At 71.7% G+C, this 13556-nt stretch carries 7 protein-coding genes; 2 read left to right on the forward strand and 5 right to left on the reverse strand.

Features of this window, described 5'->3' with window-relative positions; translation table 11 throughout:
* Positions 1-23 precede the first annotated feature (23 nt).
* Positions 24-656, forward strand: coding sequence for a hypothetical protein (locus tag ACIQMJ_RS25250; RefSeq protein ID WP_499763448.1), 633 nt, complete (start codon positions 24-26; stop codon positions 654-656).
* On the opposite strand, the gene pulA is transcribed toward ACIQMJ_RS25250, so the two are convergent.
* The 5 genes from pulA to ACIQMJ_RS25275 form a co-directional block, all read right to left on the reverse strand.
* Positions 653-6175 carry a pullulanase-type alpha-1,6-glucosidase gene (pulA, locus tag ACIQMJ_RS25255; protein WP_499763449.1) on the reverse strand — a complete coding sequence of 1841 codons (5523 nt, stop codon included), beginning with the start codon at positions 6173-6175 and terminating at the stop codon, positions 653-655. The genes ACIQMJ_RS25250 and pulA overlap by 4 nt on opposite strands.
* A gap of 126 nt (positions 6176-6301) precedes the next feature.
* The gene (locus tag ACIQMJ_RS25260) at positions 6302-7831 is read right to left on the reverse strand and encodes an alkaline phosphatase D family protein (RefSeq protein WP_499763450.1); all 1530 of its coding nucleotides are present in this window, start codon (positions 7829-7831) and stop codon (positions 6302-6304) included.
* Positions 7832-8010: 179 nt separating this feature from the next.
* Positions 8011-8409: a DUF4233 domain-containing protein gene (locus ACIQMJ_RS25265; RefSeq protein WP_499763451.1), complete on the reverse strand. Its 399-nt coding sequence runs from the start codon at positions 8407-8409 to the stop codon at positions 8011-8013.
* Complete coding sequence (folC, locus tag ACIQMJ_RS25270; protein ID WP_499763452.1) at positions 8406-9770, reverse strand: bifunctional tetrahydrofolate synthase/dihydrofolate synthase; 1365 nt, start codon at positions 9768-9770, stop codon at positions 8406-8408. Before folC ends, ACIQMJ_RS25265 begins: the two co-directional genes overlap by 4 nt.
* Complete coding sequence (locus ACIQMJ_RS25275; RefSeq protein ID WP_499763453.1) at positions 9767-12403, reverse strand: valine--tRNA ligase; 2637 nt, start codon at positions 12401-12403, stop codon at positions 9767-9769. Before ACIQMJ_RS25275 ends, folC begins: the two co-directional genes overlap by 4 nt.
* Before the next feature lie 107 nt (positions 12404-12510).
* Here ACIQMJ_RS25275 and ACIQMJ_RS25280 point away from each other — a divergent pair, with 107 nt between their 5' ends.
* Entirely contained in the window at positions 12511-13437 is a 927-nt protein-coding gene (locus tag ACIQMJ_RS25280; RefSeq protein WP_499763454.1) for a hypothetical protein, read from the forward strand.
* Positions 13438-13556 lie beyond the last annotated feature (119 nt).

The following is a 13556-nucleotide window of genomic DNA, read 5'->3' on the forward strand; positions in this document are numbered from 1 at the left end:
CCGGAGCTGCGATAGTGCCGGTCGTGGCCACCGAGAAGCCCCACCCGGGGAGCACCCTCACCGGAGCCGCGGTGCTGTTCGTGCTGCTGCGGCTGCTCGCGGTGTCGCACTACGACTGGCACACGGCGTTCGCGCTGCTGCACACGTTGGACTTGGAGGACGCGCCGGGGTTGTTCCTGGGGACGTTCATGGCGGACGCGTCGATCAGCAGCGCGCTGCTGGTGGTGATGGTGCCGTTGACGGTGTTCTACGCGGTCGGGAGGCGGTCGCGGGCGGCGCCGTTGGCGGTGGCGGTGCTGGTGGCGTTCCTGGTGGCGCACGTGCTGTCGTACCACCGGTGGTGGGTGCCGGTCGGCGCGGTGGTGTTCACGGTGCTCGCGGTGCTCGTGGAGCGGATGAGGCGGCTGCACGCGCAGACGGACTTCGTGCTGCGCCGGTTCGGGTACGTGGTGGGCGCGGTGGCGTTGGTGCTGGCGGCGGTCGTGGGCGCGCCGTGGGTGCCGTTGGAGCGGATCGAGGTCGCTGGCGACACGGTCGAGGTCTACGTGATGGAGACCAGTCCCGGGTTCCTGAAAGTGCTCGGCGCGCAGGAGCGGGGGTTCCGCATCCTGCGCGCCGAGGACGTCCGGTCACGCGTCGAGCTGGCCGACCACTAGCGGGTCAGGACGACCACCGAGCGGGCGGGCGCGGTAATGGTGCCGTTGGTGGTGGTGGCCTTGTCGCCGGACAGGGGGTGGTTCCGCCAGTTGCCCGGTGCGGTGACCGACTTCTCGGTCGGGTAGGGGTTGATGATCACCAGGATGCCGTCCAGCGCGGGATCGGTGTCCGGGCCGGCGGTGTCGTCCAGGAGTGCGGCGACGATTCCCGGTTCGGCGGTCGGGAACGACAGCTTCTGCTGCACCAGTGCCGCGTCGTTCAGGGTGAACAGCGGGGAGGACGCGCGGATGCGGAGCAGTTGCAGGGTGTTGTCCAGGGCCGCGCGCATGTCCGCCGAAGACGGCTTCAGGGCAGTGTTGCCCAGCAGGGGCGCGGCGTAGGGCCACTTGTCCTCGTTGTCCGCCGCCGGTGGCAGGCCGCGGGCGAAGCCGTTGTCGCGCAACGACGGGTCGTAGCGGTTGAACCAGTCGCCCGAGTCGTAGCTGTTGCGGTCCAACGACTTCGAGCGCAGGAACTCCGCGCCGGCGTGCAGGAACGGTTGACCCTGGCCGAGCAGGACGGGGGCGAGCGCGACCTTCTGCATCCGCACCCGGTCCGCCGTGGACGTGCCCACCGGCAGCTTGTAGGTCTGCGAGTCGAACAACGTCTCGTTGTCGTGCGCGTCGACGTACGTGATCACGTCGGCCGGCGCGCCCGTGTACCCGGCGGGTGAGCCGTTGTACGTGACGTCACGGCCCGAGACCTCGCCGCCACCGGTGGACCGGAACCGGTAGGACGCCATGTTGCCCGCCATGCCCAACTCCACCAGGTCGGTGTAGTTGGTCAGCCGCACGGCCACGTCGCCGTTGGCCGGCGAGCCGTTCGGGTCGCCCGCGAGGCCGGAAGCCAGCCCCTGCACGCGCGGGTCGGCGTCGAACGGTCCGCCGCCGCGCACCGCGTCGCGCAGCCGGTCGCTGAACGTGCCGATGCCCGTCCCGGCCATGTTCGCCTGGGTGGCCTGCTCGAACCGGGCGTTGCCGGCGACCTCGCCGAAGTCCCAGCCCTCGCCGTAGATCCGGATCTTGCGCCCGTCCACGCCGTCGCGCTCGACGGTCAACGCGTCCAGCGCCGCCCGCACGGCCAGGACGTTCGCCTTCGGGTGGTGGCCCATCAGGTCGAACCGGAAGCCGTCCACCTTGTAGAGGCGGGCCCAGCGCACCACGGAGTCCACGACGAGCTTGCCCATCATGGCGTTCTCGGTCGCGGTGTTCGCGCAGCACGTCGAGTCGGCCACGGCGCCGTCGAGGTCGAGCCGCTGGTAGTACCCCGGCACGACCTTGTCCAGCACGGACGTCGGCGCGTCACCGGACGCGGCCGTGTGGTTGTAGACCACGTCCACGACCACGCGGTTGCCGTTGTCGTGCAACGACTTCACCATCTCGCGGTACTGCTTCGAGCGCGCCCACCCGGTCTGCGCGTCGTCCGTGGCGTACGAGCCCTCGGGCACGTCGTAGTGGAAGGGGTCGTAGCCCCAGTTGAAGCCGTCCTCCGCGGCGACACCGGCCAGGCAGGCTTGCTGCTGCGGCGAGTCCGCGGGCAACGACGCCAGGTCGCACGCCGGCCGCTGCTGGTCCGCGCGCTTCTCCGGGATGGTCGCGATGTCGAACGTCGGCAGCAGGTGCACGGTGTCCAGGCCGGCGGCGGCCAGCTCGCGCAGGTGCGTCATGCCCACCGAGGACGCGTGCGTGAACGCGCGGTACGTGCCCCGGTCGGATTCGGGCACGGTGGTGTCCCCGATGGAGAAGTCGCGCACGTGCAGCTCGGTGATGCCGTGCTCGGTCGGGTCGCCGTCCAGGCCGCGGGCGACGTGCCCCGCCCAGTCGACGGGCATGGTGCGCGCGTCGCCGAGGTCGGCGAACTGCGAGTGCGTCGAGTTCACCGCCAGCGCCACCGAGTACGGGTCGGTCACGGTCACCGTGCGCCCGGCCACGGTCACCTCGAACAGGTAGAACTTGTCCCGCCACGCGCCGGAAGCCGACCACGAGCCGGACGCGTCGTCGCGCGCCATGTCCACGGTCGAGGCCGTGCCGCCGGGCTGGTCGAACACCTGCAACGCCACCGAGGACGCCGTGGGCGCCCACAACCGCGCCGTCACCCGGTCGCCGTCGAACGTCGGCCCGTAGGTCAGCGCGGACGCCGCCGCGGCGTACCGGTCGTCCAGCACGCCGGCGATCTGCACGCCCGTGCGGTGCCGCAAGCCGCCGTTGGCGTCGACGTGCACGGCGGACAGCTTGCCGCGCAACGCCCCGTCCAGCCGTTCGCCGTCGCGCACCCGGAACACCGGCTTGCCGCGCAGGTGCGGGAAGCGGTCGGGCACGGCGTCCGACGACGGTTCCAGCCGCAGCACCTTGCCGTCGTGCTCCAGCCGGTAGCCGTCGGACGCCACCACGGGCACGTCCCACACGAGGAGGTCCTTCGACACCCAGACCGCCTTGGCCTTGGTGAGGTCGTCGTCCACGCCCTCGCCACCGGACGGCGGCAGCACGTAGGAGATCGAGCCGTCCGGCTTGGTGGAGCCGGAGACGTACCAGACCTCGTAGCCCGTGCCCGTGACGTCGAGGAACTGGTCCGGTCCCGGGTCCTTGGCGTCACCGCGGTGGATGATGTTGCTCAGCCCGGCCGCGCCCGGCTCCAGCGGCACGGACCAGTACACGCCGAACCCGTCGGTCCCGTCCGGCACGCGGGACTGGTTCCAGCCCGGGCTCGGTTCCAGCGACCCGGTCCAGTGGTAGAGCGTCCAGTCGGTGTAGTCGCCGTCCGGCCGGTTGTAGTGGATCACCGCGCGGTTCTGCGCGGCGGCCAGGCTCGCGTGGACCTCGTCTCCGCTGACCCAGGCGTGGCCCGCCGTGCGACCGGTCGCCTCGACCGTGCCGTTGCGCAGCACGGAGAACTCGACGGGCGCGGTCGCCGGGACGGTCGCCACTCCCCCGGTGAACGGGTGGTCGACGCCGCCCGCGCGCACCACGAGACCGGTGGCGTCACCGGTGTGCGTGACCACGGCTTGCCCGGTCGCGGCGACCTCGCTGGCGTGCACGGCGGCCTGCCCCTGCTCCAGCCACACCTGCGGCGTCACGCTCGGGTCGACGAACCGGTCACCGTCGGTGTCCTTCTCGTCGCCGCGGTGGGCGATCAGGCCGACCGATCGCGCACCCGGCTTGAGCTTCACCCAGGCGAACCGGCCGTACGGCGTCTCGCCCGCGAACGGCAGCGGCGCGTCCCAGGTCGGCGCGTTCTCCACGTCGCCCCACGCGTGCAGGCCCCAGCCGTCGTAGTCGCCCGCGGGGCGGTTGTAGTGCACCACCAGCCAGTCGGACGTCACGGTGGTCGGCGGCTCGACCGGCGGCGCGGCCACCAGGCCGACCCGGGCGCCGTCCGCGCCCAACGCGCCCATGGCGTCCTTGGCGACGACGCGGACCTCGACGTCCTTGCCCACGGCCGCGCCCGGCAGGCCCGCCAGGTCGGCGAACACCCGGTACGGCGCGGCGTCGTCGGTGCCGAGCACCTGCCAGTCGCGCTCGCCCTCGACCCGGGCGGCGAACGTGGCCTGCGCGTACGGCGAGGTGACGCCGTCCGCGCGCAGCTCGACCCGATCGTCCAGCGCGGTCCCGGTCGGCGGCACGGCCAATGTCGGCGTGGGCGCGGCGGTCGGGATCCTGCCGGTCGAGCGCAGCACCAGGGCGGACAGCGCGGGCACGGTCACCGCGACCTTGCCGTCGACGGCGTTGACCTGCGAGCCCGCGGCGGGCCAGATCGGGCGGTAGCCCTTGCCCGACACGGGGACGTCGACGGTCGCGGGCGCGGTGCCCGCGTTGGCCACCACGACGTGCTCGACCTGCTGGGTGCGGCCCGTGCGGCTGAACGCGATCACATCACCCTGCGCGAGCCGCAGCGCCTGGTTGCCCTCGCGCCACACGGGGTCGCGGTCCACGAACTTCGCCAGGTCCCGGAGCTGCCGGTACAGCGGGTGGTCGGTGCGGAAGTTGTCCACCGCGCCGGTGCGGTCGCTGCCGACCAGGTCCTCGGCCGCGTACTCGGGCGTCTTCGAGGCGAACATGTCCTGCCGGGCGAGCTTGTCGCCGCCGGTGCCCGCGAAACCCTGCTCGTCGCCGTAGTAGACGACCGGGTTGCCGCGCCACAGGTACATCAGCGCGTTGCCGAGTTCCAGCCGGTCCAGCAACTCCGCCTCGGAGATGCCCGGACGGCTCTCCCGGACCATCCACGCGATGCGGCCCATGTCGTGGTTGCCCAGGAACGTCGGCAGCGAGGAGGCGTTGGAGTCGGCGTCGGTGTAGCGGTCGTCCTCCACCAGCACCTCGCCGAGCCGGGCCGCGCCCTGGCCGGACAGGAACCGGGCCGCGCCGCTCTGGAACGGGAAGTCCAGCGTGGCCTGCATCCGGCCGGTGGTCGTGTAGCGGGAGGTGAACGCCGGGTCGGCGTCGAAGACCTCGCCGAAGACGAAGAAGTCCTTCTTGCCGCGCATGGCCGCGTACTGCTTCACGTGCGGCGCGAGGGCCTGCCAGAACTCCATGTTGACGTGCTTGACCGTGTCGACCCGGTAGCCGTCGATGCCCAGCGTGTCGATCCAGCTCGTGAAAATCCGCTTCATGCCCTTGACGACCGTCGGGTGCTCGGTCATCAGGTCGTCCAGGCCGAAGAAGTCGCCGTACTCGTTCGACTCGCCGCTGAACGTCGAGTCGCCCCGGTTGTGGTAGAGCTGCGGGTCGTTGAGCCAGGCCGGGGTCTTCTCGCCCTTGACCACCGGCGTGTACGGCGCGGTGAGCTTCGGGAAGGGCTCCTGGTCCGCGATCTTCGAGATGTCGACCGGGTTGCCCTGCTCGTCCAGGTACGGCTGCGCGCCCGTGCCGACGTAGTCGTACTCGCCCTCGGCGTAGTCGATCAGGTCGGCGGTGTGGTTGGCGACGATGTCGAAGAAGACCTTGATGCCGCGGCGGTGCGCGTCCTGGATGAGCCGGCGCATGTCGTTGGTGGTGCCGAAGTGCGGGTCGAGCTTGGTGAAGTCGGTGGTCCAGTAGCCGTGGTAGCCGGCCGAGACGTCGTTGCCGGAGCCCTGCACCCACCGGTTCTGGAACATGGGCGTCATCCAGATCGCGGTGACGCCCATGTCGTCCAGGTAGCCGATCCTGTCGCGCAGGCCCTTGAGGTCGCCGCCGTGGTAGAAGCCCTTGTCGGCGGGGTCGTAGCCGCTCTTGAGCCGGTCGGTCTCCGCCGTGCCGCCGCGGTCGTTGCCCGGGTCGCCGTTGGCGAACCGGTCGGGCATCACGAAGTAGAACCGCTCACCGGTCAGGTCGGCCCGCAGCGCGTCCTTCGCCAGCGCCCGGTCACCGTCCCGGACGCCGGGCGCGAGGTCGGTGACGGCTCCGACCGCGAGCCGCTGCCCCACTTCGGGCGCGGTGCCGGCGGGTGGTGGCACGAACGGCACAACGGCCAGGGCGATGAGCGCGGCGACGGCCCGACGCATCGCGACCTCCTTGTCGCAAGAATTTGCAACCCCACCCCGACGGCGCGCCGGGGCGAGGTGCACAAAACCACGACAATCTCGGCCGGACAAGGCCCAGACGGCTGCAAGTGCTTGCAGGTCCTTGCGTCATCGGCGCTCGGGCTGGAGCGTCTTGCTCCACAACGACCGGCCCCGGATGTCGCGCAGCCACACGGTCAACCCGCCCTCCCGCGTCACCTCGACCTCGCCGAAGTGCTGGAACCCGTCCAGCGGGGTGGTGTTCGCGGCCGGCGGCGCGTTGACGAACACCGCTTCCGGGCCGAACGTCGGGTCGAGGGCGTTCGGGCCGAACGCGCCCGCGTTCAGCGGACCGGACACGAACTCCCAGAACGGATCGAAGTCCTGGAACGACGCGCGCTCCGGCGAGTAGTGGTGCGCGGCCGTGTAGTGGACGTCCGCGGTGAGCCACACGGTGTTGCGCACCCGCCGCCGCTTCAGCTCGCTCAACACCCACGCCAGCTCGTGCTCACGACCGCCCGGCGCGCCCGGCAGGCCGTTGGCGACGCCCTCGATGTCGGTGCCGTCCGGCACGGTCAACCCGATCGGCAGGTCGGCCGCGATGATCTTCCAGGTGGCGCGGCTGCGGTCCAGGGAGTCCACCAGCCAGCGGGCCTGCCGCTCGCCCAGCACGTGCCCGACACCGTCGCGCGGCGCCGTGTTGGCGTCCTTGTACGACCGCATGTCCAGCACGAACACCTCGACGTGCGCCCCGTGCCGGAACTTGCGGTACACCCGGCCGTCCACCGCCTGCCGCGGGTCGATCGGCTGCCACTCGTGGAACGCCCGGAACGCCCGCGCGGCCAGCACGTCCACCCGCTTCTCGGTGTACGCGGGTGAGGTGAGGATCTCGCCCGGGTACCAGTTGTTGGTCACCTCGTGGTCGTCCCACTGCACGATCATCGGCACCCGCGAGGCGAACGAGCGGTACTGCGGGTCGAGCAGGTTGTAGGCGAACTGGCCGCGGTACTCGTCCAGCGTCTCGGCGACCTTGAGCTTCTCCGGGATGACGACGTTGCGCCACACCCGCCCGTCGGGCAGCGTCACCTTCTCCTGCAAAGGGCCGTCGGCGTACACCGTGTCACCGCTGTTGAGGAAGAAGTCGGGGCGGCGGGCGGCCATCGCGCCGAAGATCGGCATGCCCCCCAGGTCCGGGTTGCTGCCCCACCCCTGGCCCGCCACGTCGCCGGACCACACGAACCGGACGTCGTCACGGCCCGGGGGCGCGGTGCGGAAGCTGCCCGTCACGCCTTCGCTGCGGGTGCGGCCGTCCAGGTCCTCGGCGACGACGCGGTAGTGCACCTCCCGCCCACCCGGCAGGCCGCGCAGCCGCACCCGGCCCGTGCCACCGGTCTCCGGCGTCAGCAGCGGTCCGCGCACGGTCCGCGCGTGCCGGAACGACGGGTCCGACGACACCTGCACCAGCATTCGGGACGGCCGGTCGGCCCGCGTCCACACCAGGCCACCGTCGAACGTCACGTCCCCGGACTGCACGCCGTGCGTGAGCACCGGCCGGTCGCCGCCGCGCGCCAACGCCACACCACCCGGGACGAACGCCGCGGCCGCACCGATCGCACCGGCACGCAGCAGCGTCCGCCGGTTCACCACACCATCGCTCATGTGCGGGTTTGTAATCGGTGCAGCCGAATTCCGGGTGAACGGGCCGCGAGCACGGGGTGCACGCGACCGGGCCACTCGTCCGATCAGACCAACTTCGACACGACCGTTGCGGTGTCCACCACCAGTACCTGGCCGGGCACTGGAACGGCGTCACGATCGAGCACTTGACCTGAGGCGGGCTACCCCTGCTGGCTGGGCAGCCGACCCTCGGCCATGCGCTTGGCCACGTCATGCCGCAACCAGAGCAGGTACACCCACACCAGGGCGAACACCACGCCGATGGCGCCCAGCGCGGTCAGCACGAACAACGAGCCGACCATCACGACGTGGATCGCCGCGATCAGGTACACCGCCCACGGGCGCTTGAGCAGCGCGCACGTGCCGATCAGCGCGACGATCAGCCCGAGCACCAGGTACCCGGCGCCGCTGCCGACCCCGCCGCCCAGCTTCGCGACCACCGGCAGCGCCAGGGCGACGACGATCACCTCCAGGATCAGCGTGGCCGCCATGATGCCGCGGAAGGACTTCATCGGGTCCTTCTTGGGCGCGGGCGCCGGCTGCGGGGCGGGTGAGGTCACGACGGCTCCTTGCCGAACAGGGCGCGCGCGTCGCCCGCCGTGACGACCGAGCCGGTCACCACGACGCCGCCGCCGGACACGATGTCGCCGTCGTCGCTCTCCTCGGCGAGCCGCACGGCCTCCTCGATCGCGTCGTCGAGGTGCGGCTGCACGACCATCCGGTCCTCGCCGAAGATCGGGATGGCCACGCCCGCGAGCAGGTCGGGGTCCATGGCGCGCGGCGAGGAGTTCGAGGTCAGCACGACCTCCTGCACGACCGGCTCCAGCGCGCTGAGGATGCCGACCGCGTCCTTCTCCTGCATCACGCCGACCACGGCGACCAGCTTGCGGAAGCCGAACTCCTCGTCCAGCGCCTTCGCCAGCGCCTCGGCGCCCTGCGGGTTGTGCGCCGCGTCCACCAGCACGGTGGGCGCGGTGCGGACGCGTTCCAGGCGGCCGGGCGAGGTCACGGTGGCGAACGCCTCGCGGACGGCTTCGACGTCGAGCTGCCGGTCCGGGCCCGCGCCGAAGAACGCCTCCACGGCGGCCAGCGCGAGGGCCGCGTTCGCCGCCTGGTGCGCGCCGTGCAGCGGGAGGAAGACCTCGTCGTACTCGCCGGCGAGGCCCTGCAACCGCAGCATCTGGCCGCCCACGGCGACGTCGCGCTGGATCACGCCGAACTCGGAGCCGAGCCGGGCGACCGTGGCGTCCACCTCGGCGCACCGCCGCAGCAGCACCTGCTCGGCGGCCGGGTCCTGCTTGGCCAGCAGCGCGACCGCGCCGGGCTTGATGATCCCGGCCTTCTCCTGCGCGATCCCGGCCAGGTCGCCGCCGAGGTACTCGACGTGGTCCAGGCCGATCGGCGTGATGACCGCGACCCGGCCGTCCGCGATGTTGGTCGCGTCCCACGACCCGCCCATGCCGACCTCGATCACGCCCACGTCCACGGGCGCGTCGGCGAACGCGGCGAACGCCATGCCGGTGAGCACCTCGAACTTGCTCATCGGCACGTCGCCGCGCGCGTCCACGATCGACAGGTACGGCTCGATGTCGCGGTAGATCTCGACGTAGCGCTCGGGGCTGATCGGCGCGCCGTCGACGCTGATCCGCTCGGTCGCCAGTTGCAGGTGCGGGCTGGTGTAGCGGCCGGTGCGCAGGCCGATCCTGGTCAGCAGCGCGTCGACCATCCGCGACGTGGACGTCTTGCCGTTCGTGCCGCCGATGTGCACCACCGGGTACGACGCCTGGGGGTCGCCCAGGATGTCGGCCAGCGCGCGGATGCGGTCGAGGCTCGGCTCGATCTTGGTCTCGGGCCAGCGGGTGTTGAGTTCCGACTCGACCTGTCGGAGCTCCTCCAGCGCGCCCGTCTCGAACCCGGTCACGCGTTGTCCTGCGGCAGCGTCTCCAGGCGGGCGTGGATGCGGTCGATCTCGGCGTTGGCCGCCGCCAGCCTGGCCTGGATCTTGGCCACCACGTCCGCCGGCGCCTTGTCCAGGAACGCGGCGTTGCCCAGCTTGCCCTCGCACTGGGCGCGTTCCTTCTCGGCCACGGCCAGGTCCTTGGCCAGCCGCTTGCGCTCGGCGACCACGTCCACCGCGCCGGACAGGTCCAGTTCGACCTTGACCGTGCCCTTGGGCAGGCCGACGTCGAGCGAGACGCTGACGGCGAAGTCGTCGCCGGGCTCGGTCATCCGGGTCAGCGACCGCACCGCGGGCACCTGGTCGGTCAGGTCGACGCAGCACGCGCCGCGCACCTTGCCCGCGACCTTCTGCGCGGGCTTGAGGCCCTGGTCGGAGCGGAACCGGCGGATCTCGGTGACCAGCTTCTTCAGGCCCTCGACCCGCTCGGCGGCGACCTCGTCGCGCGCGGTGCCGGTCGGCTTGGGCCAGTCCGCCACCACCAGCGACTCGCCACCGGTCAGCGTGGTCCACAGCGTCTCGGTGATGAACGGCGTCAGCGGGTGCAGCAGCCGCAGCACCACGTCGAGCACGTGCCCGAGCACGGACCGGGTGGCGTCGGCGCGCGCGCCGCCCTCGGCGAGCTGGACCTTGGCCAGCTCCAGGTACCAGTCGCAGAACTCGTCCCACGTGAAGTGGTAGAGCGCTTCGCTGAGCTTGGCGAACTGGAACGCCTCGAAGTGGCCGTCGACCTCGGTCACGAGCCCGTCGAGCAGGTCGAGGATCCAGCGGTCGGCGTCGGTCAGCTCCTCGCGCGGCGGCAGCGGCCGCTCGACGGTGGCGCCGTTGTTGAGCGCGAACCGGGAGGCGTTCCACAGCTTCGTGGTGAAGTTGCGGGAACCCGCCGCCCACTCGTCGGCCAGCGCCATGTCCGAGCCGGGGTTGGCGCTGCGCAGCAGCGTGAACCGGGTGGCGTCGGCGCCGTAGGCGTCCATCCAGTCGATCGGGTCGATGCCGTTGCCGCGCGACTTCGACATCTTCTTGCCGAACTGGTCGCGGATGAGGCCGTGCAGGAACACGTGGTCGAACGGCTGCTTGCCGTCCATCGCGTACAGGCCGAACATCATCATCCGGACGACCCAGAAGAACAGGATGTCGTAGCCGGTGGACAGCACGCTGGTCGGGTACAACTTGGCCAGGTCGGCGGTCTGCTCGGGCCAGCCGAGCGTGGAGAACGGCCACAGGCCGGACGAGAACCACGTGTCGAGCACGTCCTCGTCCTGCACCCAGCCCTCGCCGGGCGCCTCGTCGTCCGGACCGACGCACACGACCTCGTCGTTCGGGCCGTACCAGACCGGGATGCGGTGGCCCCACCACAGCTGCCGCGAGATGCACCAGTCGTTGAGGTTGTCGACCCAGTCGAAGTAGCGCTTGGCCAGCTCCGGCGGGTGGATGGTGGTGCGGCCGTCGCGCACGGCGGCGGAGGCGGCCTCGGCGAGCGGGGCGACCTTCACCCACCACTGCATCGACAGGCGCGGCTCGATCACGGTGTCGCAGCGCGAGCAGTGGCCGACGGAGTGCTGGTACGGGCGCTTCTCGGCCACGATCCGGCCCTGCTCGCGCAGGGCGGCGACGACCGCCGGACGCGCCTCGAAGCGGTCGAGGCCCTCGAACGGGCCGTGCGCGGTGATCACGCCGCGGCCGTCCATGACGGTGAGCGCGGGCAGGTCGTGCCGCTGGCCGATCTCGAAGTCGTTCGGGTCGTGCGCGGGGGTGACCTTGACCGCGCCCGTGCCGAACTTCGGGTCGACGTGCTCGTCGGCGACGATCGGCACGTAGCGGCCGGTCAGCGGCACCTCGACCTCGGTGCCGATCAGGTGCTTGTACCGCTCGTCCTCGGGGTGCACGGCGACGGCGGTGTCACCGAGCATCGTCTCGGCCCGCGTGGTGGCGACCACGATCGAGTTCTCGCCGGAGCCGTACCGGATGGAGACGAGCTCGCCGTCGTCGTCGGAGTGGTCGACCTCGATGTCGGACAGCGCGGTCTGGCAGCGCGGGCACCAGTTGATGATGCGCTCGGCGCGGTAGATCAGGCCGTCGTCGTAGAGCTTTTTGAAGATGGTCTGGACGGCGCGGGACAGGCCCTCGTCCATGGTGAAGCGGACGCGGGTCCAGTCGACGCCGTCGCCGAGGCGGCGCATCTGGCCGAGGATCCTGCCGCCGACCTCGTCGCGCCACTCCCAGACGCGTTCGACGAACTTCTCGCGGCCCACGTCGTGGCGGGACTTGCCCTCGCCGGCGAGGGCGCGCTCGACGGCGGTCTGGGTGGCGATGCCCGCGTGGTCGGTGCCGGGCAGCCAGAGCACCTCGTAGCCCTGCATGCGGCGGCGGCGGGTGAGCGCGTCCATGATGCTGTGGTTCAGCGCGTGGCCCATGTGCAGGCTGCCGTTGACGTTCGGCGGCGGGAGCACGATGGAGAACGGCGGCTTGTCGCTGGTCGCGTCGGCCGTGAAGTAGCCGCGCTCGACCCACCGCTCGTACAGCCCGGCCTCTACCTCGGCCGGGTTCCACGCCGGCGGGAGTTCGGAGCGCTGCGGTGCGGTGGGGGTCTCAGTCACGGTCGAAGTCTACGGAGGCGCGGGTATCGACTTCTAACCAGATACCTGCTAGCGCGCTCTGGACCGTCCCGTATCGACTTCCCGGGTGATAGCTGGTAACGCCTTGGGTGACGGTTGACGAGCTGGGGGGGAACGTGGACGAGTACCGGATCGAGGACCACCCCGACCTGCGGGACGCCGGGTGGGCGCGGGACGCCGTGCGGCGGGCCGAGCGCGAGGCCAGGGTGCGGCGGCTGCGGTCGTTGCCGCGCCGGCCGCGGCGGCGGTTCTGGGTCGGGTCGGCCATCGCGGTGGCGGCGGTGCTGCTGGCGTGGGCGGTCGTGGCGTCGGAGTCCGGCGCGCCGGCCGGGCAGCGCCCGGTGGACCTGGACGAGCCGTTCGCGGGCACGTCGGCGGCGTCGTGGGCGGACGGTGCGGCCGGGGTTGCGGTTCCCGGGGCCGCGCAGGTCGGTCCGTTCTCGGCGGAGCAGGTGGCGGGTGCGTACGAGCGGGTGCGCGAGGCGGTGGTGACGGCGCGGCTGGACCCGCGGGTGGTGCGCGACCACGACCTGGAGCCGCTGTTCGGGCTGTTCGCGCCGGACCTGAGGGAGTCGTTGCGGGTGCTGTTCGACGGCCGCAACGACGGTGAGGCGGCCTTGGTGGCGACCCGGGTGGACCGGGGCGCGCGCTTGGCCGAGGTGGAGCCGAAGGTGCGTGGCGAGATGGTCGCCGAGGTGGGACCGGAGGGCGAGCTGGCGGTGCGGACGGACTACGCGTTCGCCTACGCGTTCGCGCCGGACCGGCCGGAGGAGGTGCGCGGGCCGTTGGACGTGGTGGCGCTGGCGCGGTTCCAGGTGCGCTACTCGCTGCGCACGGGCAGTCCCGGTGTCGAGGGGCTGTGGGCGGACGCGTCACTGGGCTCGCTGCACTCGATCGCGTGTTCGAGCGCCAAGCGGGGCTACCTGGCGCCCGCGTTCACCGACCCGTCCGCACCCCCGGGCGTGGACTTCGACCTCGGCTCACCGTCGTCCCCGGCCGACGGCTGCCCGGACTGAGACCGCAGGTCCGGACGCCTCGGCGCCGGCCCGGTTCGGGTCTTGGTCCCCAGGGGAACGGCAAGTTAAACCCACGTTACCCGTTCGGACGATTCGCGCTGAAGTGGCGCCGATCACAA

Origin of the sequence: Actinosynnema sp. NPDC091369, from assembly GCF_044757065.1 — a bacterium.
GTDB lineage: Bacteria > Actinomycetota > Actinomycetes > Mycobacteriales > Pseudonocardiaceae > Actinosynnema.

What these genes read in the sequence shown, in the direction of transcription:
- pulA (WP_499763449.1), bottom strand. Translation starts at nt 6,175, where the DNA reads ATGCGTCGGGCCGTCGCCGCGCTCATCGCCCTGGCCGTTGTGCCGTTC.
- ACIQMJ_RS25260 (WP_499763450.1), bottom strand. Translation starts at nt 7,831, where the DNA reads ATGAGCGATGGTGTGGTGAACCGGCGGACGCTGCTGCGTGCCGGTGCG.